Source organism: Floridaenema evergladense BLCC-F167 (genome assembly GCF_041929205.2).
GTDB lineage: Bacteria > Cyanobacteriota > Cyanobacteriia > Cyanobacteriales > Aerosakkonemataceae > Floridanema > Floridanema evergladense.
In genome coordinates this window covers 397,419-413,948 of sequence record NZ_CM171625.1, presented here as the reverse complement: position 1 = coordinate 413,948, position 16,530 = coordinate 397,419, and the positions used below count along the sequence as shown (strand labels likewise).

General features: G+C 41.1%; 15 protein-coding genes. 10 read left to right on the top strand and 5 right to left on the bottom strand.

Annotation, left to right across the window (positions count from 1 at the left end):
* Window positions 1–201 precede the first annotated feature (201 nt).
* The 3 genes from ACE1CA_RS01910 to ACE1CA_RS01900 form a co-directional block, all read right to left on the bottom strand.
* The gene (locus ACE1CA_RS01910; RefSeq protein ID WP_413278315.1) at window positions 202–1,833 is read right to left on the bottom strand and encodes a CHAT domain-containing protein; all 1,632 of its coding nucleotides are present in this window, start codon (window positions 1,831–1,833) and stop codon (window positions 202–204) included.
* Window positions 1,834–2,044: 211 nt separating this feature from the next.
* Window positions 2,045–4,360: a protein phosphatase 2C domain-containing protein gene (locus tag ACE1CA_RS01905; RefSeq protein WP_413278314.1), complete on the bottom strand. Its 2,316-nt coding sequence runs from the start codon at window positions 4,358–4,360 to the stop codon at window positions 2,045–2,047.
* A 72-nt stretch (window positions 4,361–4,432) separates the two neighbouring features.
* The gene (locus ACE1CA_RS01900) at window positions 4,433–4,690 is read right to left on the bottom strand and encodes a DUF6737 family protein (protein ID WP_413278313.1); all 258 of its coding nucleotides are present in this window, start codon (window positions 4,688–4,690) and stop codon (window positions 4,433–4,435) included.
* Between the two features lie 240 nt (window positions 4,691–4,930).
* On the opposite strand from ACE1CA_RS01900, the gene ACE1CA_RS01895 reads away from it, so the two are divergent.
* Entirely contained in the window at window positions 4,931–5,188 is a 258-nt protein-coding gene (locus tag ACE1CA_RS01895; protein ID WP_413278312.1) for a hypothetical protein, read from the top strand.
* Between the two features lie 209 nt (window positions 5,189–5,397).
* Here the strand turns inward: ACE1CA_RS01895 and ndhM are convergent, their stop codons facing one another.
* On the bottom strand, window positions 5,398–5,751 hold the full coding sequence (gene ndhM, locus ACE1CA_RS01890) for an NAD(P)H-quinone oxidoreductase subunit M (protein ID WP_413278311.1): 354 nt from the start codon (window positions 5,749–5,751) through the stop codon (window positions 5,398–5,400).
* 150 nt (window positions 5,752–5,901) lie between these two features.
* Window positions 5,902–6,450 (bottom strand): LeuD/DmdB family oxidoreductase small subunit, encoded by a 549-nt coding sequence (locus tag ACE1CA_RS01885; protein ID WP_459563624.1) that lies wholly within the window; start codon window positions 6,448–6,450, stop codon window positions 5,902–5,904.
* Window positions 6,451–6,939: 489 nt separating this feature from the next.
* Between ACE1CA_RS01885 and hpsJ-B the strand changes: the two genes are divergently transcribed.
* From hpsJ-B to ACE1CA_RS01840, 9 genes are all read left to right on the top strand, one after another.
* Entirely contained in the window at window positions 6,940–7,764 is an 825-nt protein-coding gene (gene hpsJ-B, locus ACE1CA_RS01880) for a hormogonium polysaccharide biosynthesis protein HpsJ (RefSeq protein ID WP_413278309.1), read from the top strand.
* 117 nt (window positions 7,765–7,881) lie between these two features.
* Window positions 7,882–8,778 (top strand): glycosyltransferase family 2 protein, encoded by an 897-nt coding sequence (locus ACE1CA_RS01875; protein ID WP_413278308.1) that lies wholly within the window; start codon window positions 7,882–7,884, stop codon window positions 8,776–8,778.
* A gap of 646 nt (window positions 8,779–9,424) precedes the next feature.
* Window positions 9,425–10,150 (top strand): DUF502 domain-containing protein, encoded by a 726-nt coding sequence (locus tag ACE1CA_RS01870; protein ID WP_413278307.1) that lies wholly within the window; start codon window positions 9,425–9,427, stop codon window positions 10,148–10,150.
* Window positions 10,151–10,330: 180 nt separating this feature from the next.
* Window positions 10,331–10,957, top strand: a complete 627-nt coding sequence (gene nusB, locus ACE1CA_RS01865; protein WP_413278306.1) for a transcription antitermination factor NusB — start codon at window positions 10,331–10,333, stop codon at window positions 10,955–10,957.
* Window positions 10,958–11,079: 122 nt separating this feature from the next.
* Complete coding sequence (gene ftsY / locus ACE1CA_RS01860; RefSeq protein ID WP_413278305.1) at window positions 11,080–12,807, top strand: signal recognition particle-docking protein FtsY; 1,728 nt, start codon at window positions 11,080–11,082, stop codon at window positions 12,805–12,807.
* 598 nt (window positions 12,808–13,405) lie between these two features.
* Entirely contained in the window at window positions 13,406–14,959 is a 1,554-nt protein-coding gene (locus ACE1CA_RS01855; RefSeq protein ID WP_413278304.1) for a PP2C family protein-serine/threonine phosphatase, read from the top strand.
* Window positions 14,960–15,097: 138 nt separating this feature from the next.
* Complete coding sequence (locus ACE1CA_RS01850) at window positions 15,098–15,349, top strand: hypothetical protein (protein WP_413278303.1); 252 nt, start codon at window positions 15,098–15,100, stop codon at window positions 15,347–15,349.
* A gap of 90 nt (window positions 15,350–15,439) precedes the next feature.
* Window positions 15,440–15,832 carry a helix-turn-helix domain-containing protein gene (locus ACE1CA_RS01845; protein ID WP_486517615.1) on the top strand — a complete coding sequence of 131 codons (393 nt, stop codon included), beginning with the start codon at window positions 15,440–15,442 and terminating at the stop codon, window positions 15,830–15,832.
* Window positions 15,745–16,386 carry an IS630 family transposase gene (locus ACE1CA_RS01840; protein WP_413278992.1) on the top strand — a complete coding sequence of 214 codons (642 nt, stop codon included), beginning with the start codon at window positions 15,745–15,747 and terminating at the stop codon, window positions 16,384–16,386. Before ACE1CA_RS01845 ends, ACE1CA_RS01840 begins: the two co-directional genes overlap by 88 nt.
* Window positions 16,387–16,530: the final 144 nt, after the last annotated feature.

Sequence of the window (16,530 nt, the reverse complement as noted above, 5' to 3'; positions counted from 1 at the left end):
GCATTAGGATACGATCGCTGCTGATGTTTTCCTTAATTAATCGCTACTCAAGTGAAGTACTAAATTATTAATAATACACCGAATCTTTACAATCTACTAACTTCTTTTGATTCCGAACTTTAAAGACTAGCAAAATCTTCACTCTCGGATCAGGAGTTCCTTACCCGAAGTAGAACGTCTTACTCTAGGCAAACAGTCATCTCAAGTTCCAATAACGAACTCCCAAGCCTGACCTTTGGAACTGCCAAATTTTAGTTCCATTCCTGATTGAAGAGACACTTGATCGTGATGAACTTTCTGTGTACCATTAGGCCCGGAAACTAGAGTACCAAACCGAGAAAAATCTCGTAAAAAGTAATTCGGTCTAGCACCATTAGCGCTTAAACTCGTACAACGGCAGATGATTTCTGCATGAGTTTGGGAAACCCACTTCTCCTCAATTACTAAGTCATTTTTCTGCGCCCGTCCAATACGGAGCAAACTGCTGTTGATATTATAGTTATTTGCTGTAAAACCCACTGGACGTAGATAAGCATTTAGGTGAGGACGACCGACGGAAGTGGGCGAATCAGGTGGTAATTCGGTAATATCGGGGATAACTTCCAGCAGTTGACCATCAAATTCTGGGTGGATGTAAAGTACGGGTAAAGTCCAAGCTGGCTGATTGAACTTATAAAGAGTTAATAGCTGCTGTCTAGCTATAGCTACTGCTTGGTCAATTGATTTTCTTTCTGCTAAAGCACGGGCAAATGCTTCAATAAAACTTATTGCTTCTTGGTCTGCGATCGCATCTCGCATCGCCAGCACAGCGGGTACTCCATGATGAATCAACACCTCAGCTAAACTACTGCGGGGAATTGCTTGGTTATCAATTCTAGCTGATTGCGCTCCCCAACAAGAATTAAACACCGCCAAGGTGACTCGGCATCTAGTTAACACCTGCGCCAGTTCCGTACCGTTCATCGTCACGCCGGGACGCAGAAACAACAAACCGCCATTTGGTGCTGGTACTCCATGTCCGGCATAAAACAGCACATTGTACACTCCACTTTCTAAGGCGGAAATTAACTCAGCAGCGGTAGGCGCGATCAGCGTGTCTACCTGACAAGGAACTAATGTTCCGATCGCCTTAGTATTATTCAACACGCTATTCTCTAAAATTGAAGCCAGTAACCTAGCTTCCTGTTCCAACTTCAAACAGCCACCATTGGAATTTTGCCCAGTTGATTCTTCTCCTAAAACTAAAAGAATATTTAAGCATTGCTCGGTTCTAAGTGGAGGTAAAGGAGCAACATCGCTGCTAGTACGACTAAATAATAATTGTTGGCTTAGAGAAATTGCCTGTTTGCCAATTTGTGGCTGCATAATTTCCCAAGGCATGAGAATTAAATCTGGGTCGCGGACTTCTAAACGTAACCGTAAAGCTTGATTAGATCCAATACCAATAGCAATTCCCTGACTACGTTCCAAACAGTTTTGAATTGGCCCATCAAACAACCATTTCCACAGGTCAATTCCCAGCTGTTGCATCAGATGTCCGCTGTAGGTAGCACCTAGTCTACCGGAATTGCCTGATAATACTACTACTGTTGGTGCGATCGCTACTTGATGCGCTGGCATCCTCGAAGACTGCGACCAACTAAAAGGAGAAAACATATCCTGCCAAACCAACCAGGTTTGAGCTAAAGATTCGGATAAAACACAATCATGATGGACGTGCCCACCAGGATAAGGTGCATTCCAAACCCAAATGGCGAAGTGTTCTGCCTTACCAGGTACTTGATGCAGTCGGTCAATAGAGATGTTGAGGCAAAGGCTTTTAGTTGGCAACATTCAGAACTCTTGAATATTTGACCTGCATGGAAGCTATTTCTACTTTCAATTATTAGTTTATCGATTCTTTCACCCTTTCTGATGCTATTCTGGCGACAAATCTTGTTGGGGATTGGGGATTGGGGACTGGGGACTGGGGACTGGGAACTGGGATGGGGTTAGTGTTTAGGGAAAAACTCCCTGCACCTCTGCGCCTCTACCTCTGGAACTTCTAGCACCCTCCTGTTGGTAATTCTGAAGGGGAATACTCTTGGAGGTAAGGTTCTATCTCTGTTTGTTTGATCCAACCTTGTTCTCCTGGTTTAATTACTCGAAAAGTAGCGGGAACTGCTTGACTCGGTTGTTGCTTGGGGTTATTAATTTTTGGTTGTTGGGGAATTGAGCAAACTTTCACTAACAGCCAGCGTTCTTGTTCCCTTAAGTCTTTACGTTCAATCTCTAAAATACTAGCATGAGGAATGCTACCAATAATTGCTTGATTTTGGAGAGGTTGCGAACTTTGCCGCAGCAATAGGGGTTTCTGATTTTGGTTAGTTGGGAGTGGGGGAATTTTTACTTGAATCCGAGTTCCAGGAGTCAGAGAAGCAGCAGATTTTGTCTCATTAGTTGGCAAAGGAGTGGTGGTTGAAGTTGTTGAAATTGTTGAATTTGTTGAATTTGAAGTTGGTTGTTGCTGCGGCTTAACTTTATTAATTAAACTATCAACTCGATAACCTATTGCTGGAACCCAAAGGTAAACTAATAATCCACCTAAACCTAATAAAAAAACAATTCCAGCTAAAAGTGGTAATAAGTTAGGTGGGTGATTTTTAGTTACTAATAAACGAGTTTTCAGTTGGGAGAATTGGTTATTCTCTGGTTGTTTTCCCGGTAAAACATTAGTTGCTATTCCCTGTTCTCCAGCTTCTTTTTTTTGTTTTTGTTGTTGGGGGTTTTGTTTTACTTGGTAGTAAACTAAACCGACAGTAACGTTATCATGACCGTTTTGATTGTTGGCAATTTCAATTAGTTTTGTTGCTGCTGCGGATAAATTGATTTTCTTTTCTAAAACGGGGAGAATTTCTTTATCCCAATTTTGTTCTACACGATCGTTATCGCTAAGTCCATCCGAACACAGCAGAAAAATACAATCTTCGTCAATAATAAAACGTTGCACTGTGGGATGGAGATGATGAGAGGAACTCATTCCCAATGCTTGAATTAAAGCGCCTGTTCCTGCTTGTTGTAAACTTTCCCGATAGAGCGAGTAACCTAAGCGAACTTCTCGCGATGCGATGTCATCATCTATGGTGACTTGATGGCAACCTGTGGGGGTAATCCAGTAAGCACGACTATCACCAATGTGGGTAATATAAACTTCGTGGGTGTAACCTTTTGCCATGACTAAAGTAGTACCCATTCTTTGCCTTTCCGATCGCCCTTCGTTATCATTACGTTGGCTGATGCGATCGTTAGCTTCAAAAATAGAACTTTCTAATTGAGTCACTATATCAAAGTGATTGCTATCTAAATGCGGTGGGAATCTATCTAACCATTCTTGTATAGTTTCAATGGCTAAATTAGAAGCTACATTTCCGCCATCATGTCCGCCAATTCCATCACAAACAATTACTGTAGGTGATGAACTATAGCAATTTTCGCCATGTTTTGCTCCCGGTGGCGATGGGGGAGGATAACAAGAATCTTCGTTGCGTTGTCTGGTCGGCCCGGTATCTGTTAAGGTAATAATTTGATAAGTGCAAATTTGCGATCGACCCACTACCTGTAAAATTTGGTCTAATTCCCTAATCAACTCTTCACTACTCACCAACTCTTCTGCCATCATTTTTTGACAGAGTTGTTCGAGAGATTGCTCAATTTCTGGGTGAGCTTTAGGTACTAACTGCCACCAAAACTGTCCTAATTCTCTTAAACTCGGTTCCGGTTCGGGCGATCTCTCTAATTGTAACAGCCGCACCACTTGACCTTCTACCCGCAATAACTGCGAATTTAATAAACTAGCAGCTACCCCTTCACTTTCCAAAGGTTCCCACAAATGAGCCATTTGCCACAACCAATTTAACTGACGCATTGGCGTAGCATCTTGCCAAACCTTAGTTAATTCTGGTAATAAAACTATTACAGGCGATTTTCCTGGTTTCTGATTCGGAATTACCTTAATCGGAGCTTCTTCCAATAACCAAATATCTTTATACTTCCCTTTCTTATGTGGTGGTAATTTTCCATAAACTTGAGGAACGTGCAGCTGATAAGGAAACAAGCGCAGATAAGGTGAAATCCCATCAGCAATATCCTCTGTATAAGGCAAAGGTATCCCCGGTTGAGTATCAAGCAGAATACGCTCCTCTTTGAGTACAAAACGTTCCGCTATTAACTTCCCAGGTTTTAAAGCTTCAACTCCTTTCCCTATCACCCATAAATAACGCTTTACTAAAGGAGTGCGACATTGCTGGCAAAATCTGTGAGTCTCTGGGTTGGGAGCCTGACAGTTTAAATTGAAGCAAATAATTTGTGCAGTATCTCCCATATCATTTTCTCATGCCGATCGCCATTGGAACCAAAGAACGAACCGTATCTCATTTTAGCGCTTGAGTCTGGATCAGTTACTCTCATCCTGGTCTGATGTTGGTGTAGGATACTGTTCAAGAATGCCACTTTGTCTCATTAATTGCGGCCAAACTAGCAAAAAGAAACCCATCCAAGCCAATATTGGCAGAGATATCACTAATGTTAGCCAAACTGTTCGCCAAATGAACCAACTACCACTAATTAATATAGTACCAGTTAGCACAACTGACCAAGGCTGACACCACCAAGGTTTATAATTCCAGGGATTAAGAGGCTTTTGTCTACTCATTCATTTTTCGATTTTCAATTTTTGATTTTCGGTTTACTCAGCAGATGAATTATCAATAGGATAAATTTCAAGTAGGGGTTTCACCCCGCTTTTAGTTTTCCTATTGTTGGTCTAAATTAAAAGATAATTCTGTTTGGTTAAACAGCAAAGCTGTCACTATTTTACCTAAAGATACTTTTTCTTCAAATTTATCTTTAGTCTCGCTGTTTGTGCTTCCTTCTACATCTCAGGGTGTCATTTATGTGGAAAATTTTCTTGCATCATCCCCCAAGAGAAACTTCGCCAATTAATCCTTCTTCCATTAGTGAAATTCAAGAAAAACTTACCGATCTGAAAGCTTCTCACCAATACCTAGCTCAGTTGATGAACTTAGAAACTTGGGCTATTGTTATTACAATGGATGATTTTTTTCCCGGATTTTGGCATCGATTTATGAGTAATCGTCAGCTGGCTTTAAAAAAATTACTCCAACAAAAAGGCTTAGATAAAAATATCTAAACTATTTGTTTTTCTCATAGTTACAGTCTCTTTATACTTATGGTGGAAACCCTGGTTTAGAGAATTGGCTCTCCCGTACTCATGGTGATAAGTAAACATAATTAATTAGCAAAGTGCTTGCTCCACAAGGTTTCCCAGTCCCTAGTCCCCAGTCCCTAAAACCAGGGTTTTCCACCACAAGTGTTGGAGAGCCAACAGATTTTTAATTGCTAAGATGGAGTGAGTTTACCTTCGGTATCAACTCTTGGTAAACCCATGCTGTAGTTGACTACACGACTGTTGAGATTATAACTAATTTCACCTTTTTGGAGCAGGGTGCGAACCAAGTGTTCTAAGTCAGAACCAATGCGACGGAGATTATATTCAGTTAAATCTTCGCCGTTATAAGCTTCTACTAGTTCATCAAATTTGCGATAGACTTTTTGCAAAGATTCTTCCGACCAATTTAATTCGTTATCTGGATCGACATCCAAAGTTAAAACATTTTCACTAGGAACTAATTCGTTGTTTTCAACTTCAGCGCTAAAGATGCGGATATGGCGGGTTGTAGATTTAAGTAGCATAGTTGGGATAGTTCTGATGCCAAGAATTGTTTGATTAAATTGTATTGTAAAGCCTTGTTAACTGAATCTTGAAGTTTTGCAGGCTAGGGGAAGAGGGAATTGGGAACAAATACTTTTGTCACCATATTCCAGCGGTTAAGTTAGTAACAATCAGACTTTACTAGAAATCATGCCTGTTTTTCTAGCGTAGGCGAAGATGCCGCCTGCATCAATGACTGGGCCGACTTCTCCTAGTGGTTTGAGGCTGAAGGTTTTTTCTAGTGTATGATTGATTAATTGATTGTTGGTAAAGTCAATGGTGACTTCTTGACCAGTGGTAAAAGAATTGCATAAACGTTCTGTAGATTCCCAAGGGTAGAGTTCTCCGGTAGCGGAACAGTTGCGGAAAAAGATGCGGGCGTAGGATTGGGCGACGACTGCTTGTACGCCGGATGCGCCTAGTGCGATCGGGGCGTGTTCCCTGGAAGATCCACAGCCGAAGTTTTCCCCAGCTATGATAATTGGATATTGGGTTTTCATTTCCCTAGAGGCGATAAACTGTCCGTAGCGATCGGGTAATCCTGCCATAGCGTAACTACCTAGCTTTTCATATTCATCCGGCTTCGAGGGGACTAAGGTTAAATATTCTGCGGGAATGATTTGATCGGTATCAATGTTGTCATCTACAACAAAAATAAGTCCCCGAATTACTTTGTCCATGATTAAATTTTCTAATTTTAAGACTAACAACTGTTTGGCTTTACTCAGCATTAGATGATGGGAAGTTATTTTTATCATCAACCTGAAAGTAACTTTCCACAATTGTACAGGGAATTTACCGATCGCACAGGTACTAAAAGCTGACTAGAAGATCGGCAGATCTGACTAGAGAACAAAAAACCAGGAAAAAGGTTTACAAATTGTGAGTTTCTGGAAATTACAGGGCATTCTAGGTAATAGAATATGATTTGCAGGGAATTCTGATGCTCATCCATACCAAATCTAAGTAATGAGAGGAACTCCTAAATCATTCTTAAATGTCGGAATCAGCGCCGAGAAAAAATTAACGATAAAAAAGTCTGTTGTTCTTGATAAATCAAGGTTTCAGACAACTCGGAACGCTATGGGCATCGGCAAACCCATGACAAACTAGATGTAGTTAGCGATCGTATTCAACTAAACAATTCGAGATTTTAAGTAAAAAGAGCCATGAAAGCCAGTACAAACCGTCCATTATCACCACCAGCTGCTTTAATTCTCAAGTTGATTGGATTAATATGTATAGTCTCTTTTCTAGTAGACGCATTCACCCTGCTAATTCCCTTCAATCCTACCGATCGCGGATGGCAAATCAACCTAACAACACAGTTAGTTGAAAGAGGAATTATCCCTTTAGTGGGAATGGCATTCTTATTTGCTGGTACTTGGATCGATAGTGTAGCCGACACTGGGAAAACTGCCCCGATTTGGGAAATTCTCAAATTAGTAGCATTGGTACTTTCGGGAATTTTAGGATTAGTTTACTTGGTAATTGCACCTTTGCACGTCAATAATGTACGGATTCAGAGTAACACGGCGATCCAACGAGTAGCCGAACAAGCCAAACAAGCAGAAACTCAATTATCTAGCGATGCTTTTAAAAACCAAGTAGAACAGCGACGCACCTTAATTAAAAACCAAATTGGGGAATTAATCAAAGACGACCAAAAGTACAACCAAGCATTACAAAATCAACAAATACCCAAAGAAGTCAAAGATGTACTTCAACAATCCAAAGCAAATCCCCAAGTGCTAGACGACTTCTTAAATCAACAAGCAAAAAGCTTTAGTAACCAAACTCTAACCCAAATTCGGGAACGCCAACAACAATTAGAAAATCAAGCAAAAACTGCGGAATTAAAATCTCAACTTCAAATTGGACTCAGCAGTGTTTTATTAGCATTAGGCTTTTTTATGACTGCGGGAACTGGATTAAGAGGTATTGTATCCCTGCCATCAGCACCTCGCAAAAGCAAAACACCACCAAAACGCTAAAGAAAGACTTTGAATTGTCAAAGTCGATACGCCTGACGGGACACTACGCGATCGTCAGGGTACTCTAAGGCAAAGATTGCATAAATCTTTATCTTTTCGCCTAATTGGAAGTTTTACATGATCTCGATTTACATCCTGACCTATAACGAAGAAATTGATATCGCCGCTTGCATTGAGTCAGCAATGCTGTCTGACGATGTGATTGTAGTAGATTCACTGTCAAGCGATCGGACTTTGGAAATTGCCGATCGATACCCAGTGCGAACATTTCTGCATAAATTTGAAAGTCACGGACAACAGCGTACCTGGATGCTGCAATCAATCCCCACCAAACACGAATGGGTATACATCCTCGAAGCTGACGAACGCATGACTCCCGAATTATTTCAGGAATGTCTACAAGCAACTCAAAATCAGGAATACATTGGTTATTACGTAGCAGAACGAGTCATGTTCATGGGTAGCTGGATTCGCCGCAGCACCCAATATCCTCGATACCAAATGCGTCTGTTCCGCAAAGACAAAGTTTGGTTCACAGATTATGGTCACACAGAACGCGAAGTCTGCAACGGTGCTACCAGTTTCCTCAAAGAAACTTACCCTCACTACACCTGTAGTAAAGGATTAAGTCGCTGGATTGAAAAGCATAACCGTTACTCCACAGACGAAGCAAAAGAAACTCTGCGTCAGCTACAACAAGGTAAAGTTAACTGGCGAGATTTGTTATTTGGGCAAAGCGAAGTAGAAAGAAGAAGGGCACTCAAAGATTTATCTCTCCGTTTACCATTTCGACCCTTAATCCGATTCATATATATGTATTTTTTACTCGGAGGGATACTCGATGGTAGAGGAGGATTTGCTTGGTGTACTTTACAAGCTTTCTACGAATATCTGATTATGCTCAAAGTTTGGGAACTAAAGCATCAGCCTTTACCCAACTTTGAAGTAACTCACAACTTCCCCGTTGCTGAGGAAGCAACTACTGATTCAGCTAAGTTGAGTTCTTCTACTTAATCAGGGGACTGGGGATTGGGGACTGGGGATTGGGGACTGGGGATTGGGGACTGGGGTAGGGGCAATTCATGAATTGCCCTTACCCTAGTTCGTAGGGTGCGTTAGTGTGAACGTAACGCGCGATCGACCATATTCATGTCGCATCATTTACAACCACTACTCAGATCTTGCACCAGGGCTAAAAACCGGGTTTCTTGCAAATAGCTAACCCTGAAACCCTAGATTTTCCGTCAAGAAACCCGGTTTTTCCAAGGCTTGTTGAGAATGGTGCAAGATCTGAGACTAATTGCTTAAGAGTTTCCATCTGTTCTTCAGTCAAGGTAATTGTTTGCTCAGAAAGAACTTTGTAAATTCTTTCGAGTTTATCGTTGATGTTTTCAGAATCTCTGAAAGCGTTCCTTTCGCTTAATAGAGATATTACATATTGATTAAAACTGAGATATAAACTTGATTTACTCTGCTCTCTTAGCTTTAAACTAGATGCAAAAAAGTGTAATCTCTGATACTATCATCATTAGTCCCTTTTTCTGCTGACTTGTCTGCCAAAGTGGGAAAACCGCAATTTAAGGTACGGCAAAGTGAAAGAGGGATTACTTTTTAAGTTTTATAATTTTTCCAGCAGGGTAGATAGTAGAGTGGGCGGTCTGTGTTGCAACGCTTGAAGCAGGATTTAAAAAATGACCTGATTGCGGGTCTTTTGGTAGTGATTCCCCTTGCTACCACTATTTGGTTGACAGTAACTATCGCAACTTGGGTAATTGATTTTCTGACCCGGATTCCCAAGTGGTTGAATCCTTTTGATGGACTACATCCGATTTTAGTTAATTTGCTGGATCTGGCTGTGGGATTAGCTGTTCCGCTGTTGAGTATTTTGCTAATTGGTTTGATGGCGCGGAATATTGTTGGTCGTTGGTTGTTGGATTTTGGTGAGAGAATAGTACACGCGATTCCGTTAGCTGGTTCGGTTTATAAGACGCTGAAACAATTATTGGAAACGGTATTTAAGGATAGTGGTGGGAAGTTTCGTCGGGTGATTTTGGTGGAGTACCCTAGAAGGGGAATGTGGGCGATCGCATTTGTAACAGGCACTCTCAGCAATGAGATGCAAGCTCACTTGTCCAATAAACCAATGCTGAGTGTGTTTATCCCTACAACACCCAATCCGACTACAGGTTGGTATGCAGTTGTCCGGGAAGATGAAGTGGTAGACTTAGGTATGTCGGTGGAAGAAGCCTTTAAGGTGATTATCTCTGGTGGGATTGTTAGCCCTAGTCCTTTAGCTCCTGCATCTCTCGCTAGACTCCCTGAACGGCAGTTGGAAAGTTCTTTACCAGAAAGTAAGCTGCAAGTTTTACCCGTAGAAGAAGCTTAGGGGAAAATTTTGAGTTTTGAGTTAAAGAGAAAGTTTTTAGTTAATGAACTTCCCCTAGTTTCGTTTTCTTCCCTGCCTAATTTGTCTATCTTGTATGAGAAATTTATTTTCTATCTGATATGTGAATTAGATTTTCAGCAGTCAACAACAAGGCAAAAATTAGTAAGTTTAGGAAATATTATGCAGTCTCGTCAAGTTGCGCGTGAATTGGCTTTACTGAGTTTATCTCAGATGCCGACAAATCCCGAAAAGATTTCGGAGCAAGAAATCCCTGATTTTATTATTGCGGCGATCCGCACTTTGACTACAGAAGTTAAGGAAGCTTTGGAGGAAGCTGCTGGAGAGTTACAGCGGGCGGACGATCGCTTATTGAGCAGTCAAACTCGTGCTGTGGATATCCAAAGTGCTAGAACCATGCTACAAGAAGCGATCGAATTAGCTTCGCAAGCGATTAACCGCATGGGAACTTCTGTGGAAATTCCCGAATTTATTCAGCTGGCTAACCAAAAAGAGGTTCGCAATTATGCTGAAGATATTGTGCGGAATATGATGGTTAAACGGGAGGAGGTCGATCGACTCTTGTCGGAAGCAATGGTAGATTGGCAGTTGAATCGGTTAGCTAGGATCGATCGCGATATCCTCAGAATTGCTGTTTGTGAAATGCTCTTTTTAGGCATTCCCGAACGCATCGCCATTAATGAAGCTGTAGAATTAGCTAAACGTTACAGCGGTGAAGACGGTTACAGATTTATTAACGGAGTTTTACGTCGAGTTAGCGACAAACTCAAATCGCCAATTAGTAATTGATAATTGCTGTAAAGTGATGCTGAAAAGCCAAGGGAAAAAGGAAAAGGTAAAACTATCATTTAACTTTTTCCCTGATGAAAAAGCTGGATAACTGTTTAGTGACAAAATAAAATATAAGCGCTATGGTTTTTAATTGGTTCCGTCGTCAATATAACGACAAAGAAAAAGAAAAAACGGAAAAACAACCAGAGACGACTCCGCCTCCAGAGTCTCAGGTAGAATCAACTGAGCCTTCAGCTTCTCCAGAAACACCAGCTGCGGATAATTATCTAGCTTGGGCAAAAGCTGCTTATAAAAATATTCAAGCTAAACAGAAGTCAGAAACACCTACAGAAACTAGCATTACTGCGGAAGAAACAGCTACAGAAACTAATGTTACTGCTGAAGAAGTAACACCAGAAATTCCTGTCACTGAAACAGTTACAGAAAGTGCTGTCACTGAAGAAGTAACACCGGAAATTCCTGTTAGTGAAACATTGCCCGAAACTGTAGTTACGGAAGCAATAACTGGGGGAATTCCTGTCACTGAAAAAGTACCTGAAAGTGTAATTACGGGGGAAATTGCACCGGAAACTCCTGTAGCTGAAATAGTAACCGAAAGTGTAGTTAGGGAAGAAACTGCACCAGAAACTCGTGAAATTGAAACTGTTGGGGAAACTGGTGATGTAGTTGAGGAAGTGGAAACTGCGGTTCAAGTTCCTTTTTGGGCGAAGGACGATCGCCAAGCTAGATTAGAACGGTTAAAAGCTACAGCAATTGAAGAAGCAGAACCGGAAGTGCCACCAGCGGCGACGGTAACGAAACCGGAAACAATTGTAACTGAAGAAGAAATTCCTGATTTTGCTTTTGATGATGGTTTTTTGTGGTCTGCGGAAGTTTTAGCCGCCCAAGGTCGTCGCCCGGAAGATGTTTCAATTGAAGAGATTACTTGGTTAAAGAAACTGCGTCAAGGTTTAGATAAAACTCGACGCAATATTGTTAATCAGTTAAAAGCGATCGTCGGTCAAGGGCCACTCAATCAAGATGCGGTTGAGGAAATTGAGTCTTTGCTACTACAAGCTGATGTGGGAGTAGAGGCGACAGATTATATCATAAATGCGCTACAAAGTAAACTAAGGCAAGAGGTTTTGCCGCCGGATGCTGCGATCGCCTACTTAAAGCAAATCCTCCGGGAAATGTTAGAATCACCCCTGCAAAAATCGGCAAAACGTAGCCTTGCCCCGGAAAAAGATACATTTAATATTTGGCTAATTACTGGAGTAAATGGAGCCGGAAAAACCACGACAATTGGTAAAATTGCTCACATTGCAGAAAAATCAGGTTACAAATGTTTAATTGCTGCTGCCGATACCTTCCGCGCTGCCGCAGTCGAACAAGTCAAAGTTTGGGGACAGCGCAGTGGTGTAGAAGTAGTCGCCAATCCCGGTAATAATACTGATCCGGCAGCAGTAGTATTTGATGCCATCAGTGCTGCAAAATCACGGAACACGGAATTGCTCTTAGTAGATACAGCGGGACGATTGCAAAACAAAAAAAACTTAATGGATGAATTAGCAAAAATTCGCCGGATTATAGATAAAAAAGCCCCAGAAGCAACTATTGAATCCCTGTTAGTTCTCGATGCAAATCTCGGTCAAAATGGCTTGCGCCAAGCCGAAGTTTTTGCTCAAACAGCCAAACTTAGCGGTGTTGTGTTAACTAAATTAGATGGAACTGCTAAAGGCGGAGTAGCTTTAGCAGTAGTGAAACAGTTAGGTTTACCAATTCGCTTTATTGGTGCAGGAGAAGGAATTGAAGATTTACGTCCCTTTTCTAGCTACGAATTTGTAGAAGCTTTGCTGAGTGGCTAAAGCTGAAGTTTTTTTAATTTTTCTGAAAGAATGGGTCAACGAAGCAGTCGATCCATTAGTTTTTTATTTGTAAACTATTTTAAAATTTTAAGTAAATTTATAGGGTGCTTTTACGAAAGTAATTCATACTGGGAACGGAATTAGGTAAAAATAAATGAGTATAAATACGGTAAAGTTGAGAGAAATTCTAAAACTATTAGGAGATACTATCCCTAGATATACGTGAGTGGTAGATATCAATACTCTTATGGTGGAGTAATTCGTTAGAATTTATCCCAATAGATAAGGGATCGTTCTACCCAAACTCAGTTAAAATGTTGACCACCCTGCCTTAGATCTGATAGAACTTTGTTTCCTAGCATTAATAAAGGCAGGATCGAGAGAAACTACATACTTTTGTCTATCCTTCTTGCTGCGTTGTACAAAAAGGCTTAGGCAGAAGGCTCTAAGGCAGAAAGTCAGGAGAGAAGGTTTGTAGCAAGCTTTCTTATCTGTTTTTAACTGTGTAGTTATTTCTGCCATTCGGTTAGGTTTACTCTTGCTATTCAATTTGCTATTGCTTTGATTCCTAAATAAACTAGTCCAGATGGCTTAGGTAATGAATACTGTGCCCCTTTCTCAACTTTCATCTGAATCAGGCGATGATTCGCGTAGCGACCACTCTTCTGATGTTACGCCTGTGTTTGCGCTCAAACAGTTGGTAGCGCGTTTGTATCGGGAACAGCATAAAATTCAAGATTTGTTGAGTTCTTTAGGGTTTGCGCTGAGATCGTTCAACAATCTGAACCAATTTTTAGAGCTAATTCCCTTAATGGCAACCAGAGTCACGGATGCTGATGGTAGTGCTTTGGTATTACTAAAACCCAATGGTCAAGTAAAGCTGGAACAGTTACACTGCCAAGAAAACCTGCAAGGAATAGATATTCGCAAAGCGATCGAAACCGCAACTTTAAAGGTGAAGGATGCGACGGCAAAAAGTACGGCTTTAGAAAGTTCCGAGAGCGATCGATTCAATTTAGAAGCAGCATCGGGAGTGGAAAAAGGACTGGCGCTTTTAGATGCTCAAGTCAGCCGCTGTTTAGGATCGGATATTCATTTGTTTGGTACGGCAATTTTAGTCAAGCAGATGGAACGAGGACGGTTATATGTATTTAGCCGCGATCCTGAATATACTTGGACGGAGACGCGACAGAAGTTGGTGCGGTTGGTGGCAGATCAGACCGCAGTGGCGATCGCTAACGATGAACTAACTGTCGAACTCCGCAAAAAAGAACGTTTAGACAGAGAATTAGAAATTGGCGCAGAAATTCAACAACGGTTGTTACCTCGCCAATGTCCGCAAATTCCCGGAATTGAATTAGCGGCTCGATGTCAACCTGCAAACCGAGTTGGCGGAGATTATTATGACTTTATCCCCACTCATTATGTCCAGCCAGACCGAACAGACAGCACAGATGGTAACGATAGTGCAGTAACATCTGCTCAAGAACGTTGGGGTATCGTGATTGGCGATGTGATGGGTAAAGGCGTACCAGCTGGTTTAATTATGACCATGACTAGGGGAATGCTACGGGCAGAAGTTCTCAACGGTCACAGTCCCGGTCGAATTTTGCAACACTTAAATCAAGTGATGTATGCCGATTTAGAAAATTCCCATCGATTTGTCACTTTGTTTTATTCGGAATACGATTTACAAACTGGCATTCTTTCTTACAGCAATGCAGCGCATAACCCGCCATTGTTGTGGCAAGCAAGTACTAATTCTGTTCGCCGCTTGGATACTTTGGGAATGTTGATCGGTTTAGATTCAAATTCTCAGTATGAAGAGGGGCAAATTAATCTGGCTGCTGGCGACACAATTATTTATTACACTGATGGTTTTACCGAAGCTGCTAACCCTAATGGGGAACGCTTTGATGAAGAAAATTTGATGCAAGTTTTTCAGAAAGCTTGTCAAAGTTGCCAAGAACCCCAGGCAATTTTGGAGTATCTATTTGATCAAGTACAGCAATTTATCGGTAAAGGAAATCGCAATAGCGATGATATGACCTTAGTAGTGATGCGGGTACAAAATAGAACCAAGGGACAAGGAGACAAGGAGAAATTGAACAGAAAATCATTAATGGATTTTGACTGGACAGGTACAAAATAATACCTGAAACCGAATTTAACAATCAATTTCTCAAGGAATTATTTTTTTACTAATCCAGTCAGTTTTATGCTAAAAATTTTCTGGAGGTTGTCTCAACATAAAATAAATAACAAGAAATTTTTGTGAGGAAAAGTGGCTATGGTCATTAACCTAATGCAAACAATGACTAGTTGGTTATCGGTTCAAGTTTATGGAAACGACTCACTGCCAATGTTGGTGGCGAAAATGCCTTACTGGTTTTTAGTGCTGGCAGTTCAAGTCAGAGATACCAATCTCTGGGGACAGGTGCAAGGTGCTTGGAATCATTTTGTACAAACAGGTCAAATTTGGGCTTTGATTATTGGAATAATTTTAGGCTACTTCATTAAAGGGTTTACTACCTTTGGTTAATTTGCTGCAAATCGTTGAGAGTAGTTTTCCGAATTACAGCATATTGCAGGTAAATGAGGTACAGTAAATGAGAGCGAATAAATGGAGAAAATGAAAGCTTACTCAATGGATTTGCGAGAAAAAATAGTCAAGGCTTATGAACAAGGTAACACCTCAATCAGAAAAGTTGCCTTGAGATTTGGCGTAGCCAAAAGCTTTGTCCAAAAACTACTGTTGATGAAGAAAACTCAAGGTCATGTAGAGCCAAGACAACAAGGTGGAGCAATGAAGGGGGAGTTGGACGGAGCGGAAACACAACTAGCACTTATGGTTGAAGAATACCCAGACGCAACATTATGGGAATACTGCGAATATTGGGGTACAACTTACGATCATTGGGTAAGTACCAGTACCATGTGCCGTGCATTGCAAAAACAGGAACTAACGCGAAAAAAAAGACGCTCCGCAGTAGCCAAGCCAAAACAGAAAGGGTTCAAAAATTGAGAATGGAGTACTGGCAGCAAGTCAAGCAAATAGACCCGGAAAACTTAGTTTTTATTGATGAAATGGGTGTTTTATTAGGGTTAACACCAACTCATGCCCGCAGCCAGAAAGGAACTAGAGTCTATGGTTTTCAACCATTTTATCGCGGGGCCAAGGTGACAGTCATTGGGGCGGTCAGCATTTCTCAAGTTTTGGCGGTGATGACCTTGAATGGTTCGATGAATGGAGAGGCATTTAAAGTGTTTATCGAACAGTGTTTACTACCGCAACTTTGGACAGGTGCTGTAGTCGTGATGGATAATCTTCCTGCCCATAAAGTTAAAGAAATTGAACCTCTAATTGAATCTGTGGGTGCTAGAGTTCTCTACCAATCTCCTTATTCTCCTGACTTTAATCCCATCGAACATTGGTGGTCACAATTGAAAACTTTTTTGCGCGACTTTTCTCCCCACACTGCCAAAATGGTTGATATTCTGATTGCTACTGCTCTCGATTTGTTTAATCCAGAGCATTTAAAAAACTGGTTTACCAACTGTTGTTACTGTACCTCATAAACCTGCAATACGCTGTAAATCGGCTGGTAAAGCAGAAAATTTTGCATTATATACTTTACTTACCAATGTCCGATCGCCTGAAGTCGTGGAGAGAAAAATTTTTTGTGTTTAGTCCAGTGGCTACAGATCGATCTTTGGGGGCAA

Coding starts and splice junctions, on each gene's coding strand:
- ACE1CA_RS01845 (WP_486517615.1), top strand. CDS start 15,440: ATGAAAGCTTACTCAATGGATTTGCGAGAAAAAATAGTCAAGGCTTAT.
- ACE1CA_RS01900 (WP_413278313.1), bottom strand. CDS start 4,690: ATGAGTAGACAAAAGCCTCTTAATCCCTGGAATTATAAACCTTGGTGG.
- nusB (WP_413278306.1), top strand. CDS start 10,331: ATGCAGTCTCGTCAAGTTGCGCGTGAATTGGCTTTACTGAGTTTATCT.
- ACE1CA_RS01905 (WP_413278314.1), bottom strand. CDS start 4,360: ATGGGAGATACTGCACAAATTATTTGCTTCAATTTAAACTGTCAGGCT.
- ACE1CA_RS01895 (WP_413278312.1), top strand. CDS start 4,931: ATGTGGAAAATTTTCTTGCATCATCCCCCAAGAGAAACTTCGCCAATT.
- ACE1CA_RS01910 (WP_413278315.1), bottom strand. CDS start 1,833: ATGTTGCCAACTAAAAGCCTTTGCCTCAACATCTCTATTGACCGACTG.
- ACE1CA_RS01885 (WP_459563624.1), bottom strand. CDS start 6,450: ATGGACAAAGTAATTCGGGGACTTATTTTTGTTGTAGATGACAACATT.
- hpsJ-B (WP_413278309.1), top strand. CDS start 6,940: ATGAAAGCCAGTACAAACCGTCCATTATCACCACCAGCTGCTTTAATT.
- ACE1CA_RS01875 (WP_413278308.1), top strand. CDS start 7,882: ATGATCTCGATTTACATCCTGACCTATAACGAAGAAATTGATATCGCC.
- ACE1CA_RS01855 (WP_413278304.1), top strand. CDS start 13,406: ATGAATACTGTGCCCCTTTCTCAACTTTCATCTGAATCAGGCGATGAT.
- ACE1CA_RS01850 (WP_413278303.1), top strand. CDS start 15,098: ATGGTCATTAACCTAATGCAAACAATGACTAGTTGGTTATCGGTTCAA.
- ndhM (WP_413278311.1), bottom strand. CDS start 5,751: ATGCTACTTAAATCTACAACCCGCCATATCCGCATCTTTAGCGCTGAA.
- ftsY (WP_413278305.1), top strand. CDS start 11,080: ATGGTTTTTAATTGGTTCCGTCGTCAATATAACGACAAAGAAAAAGAA.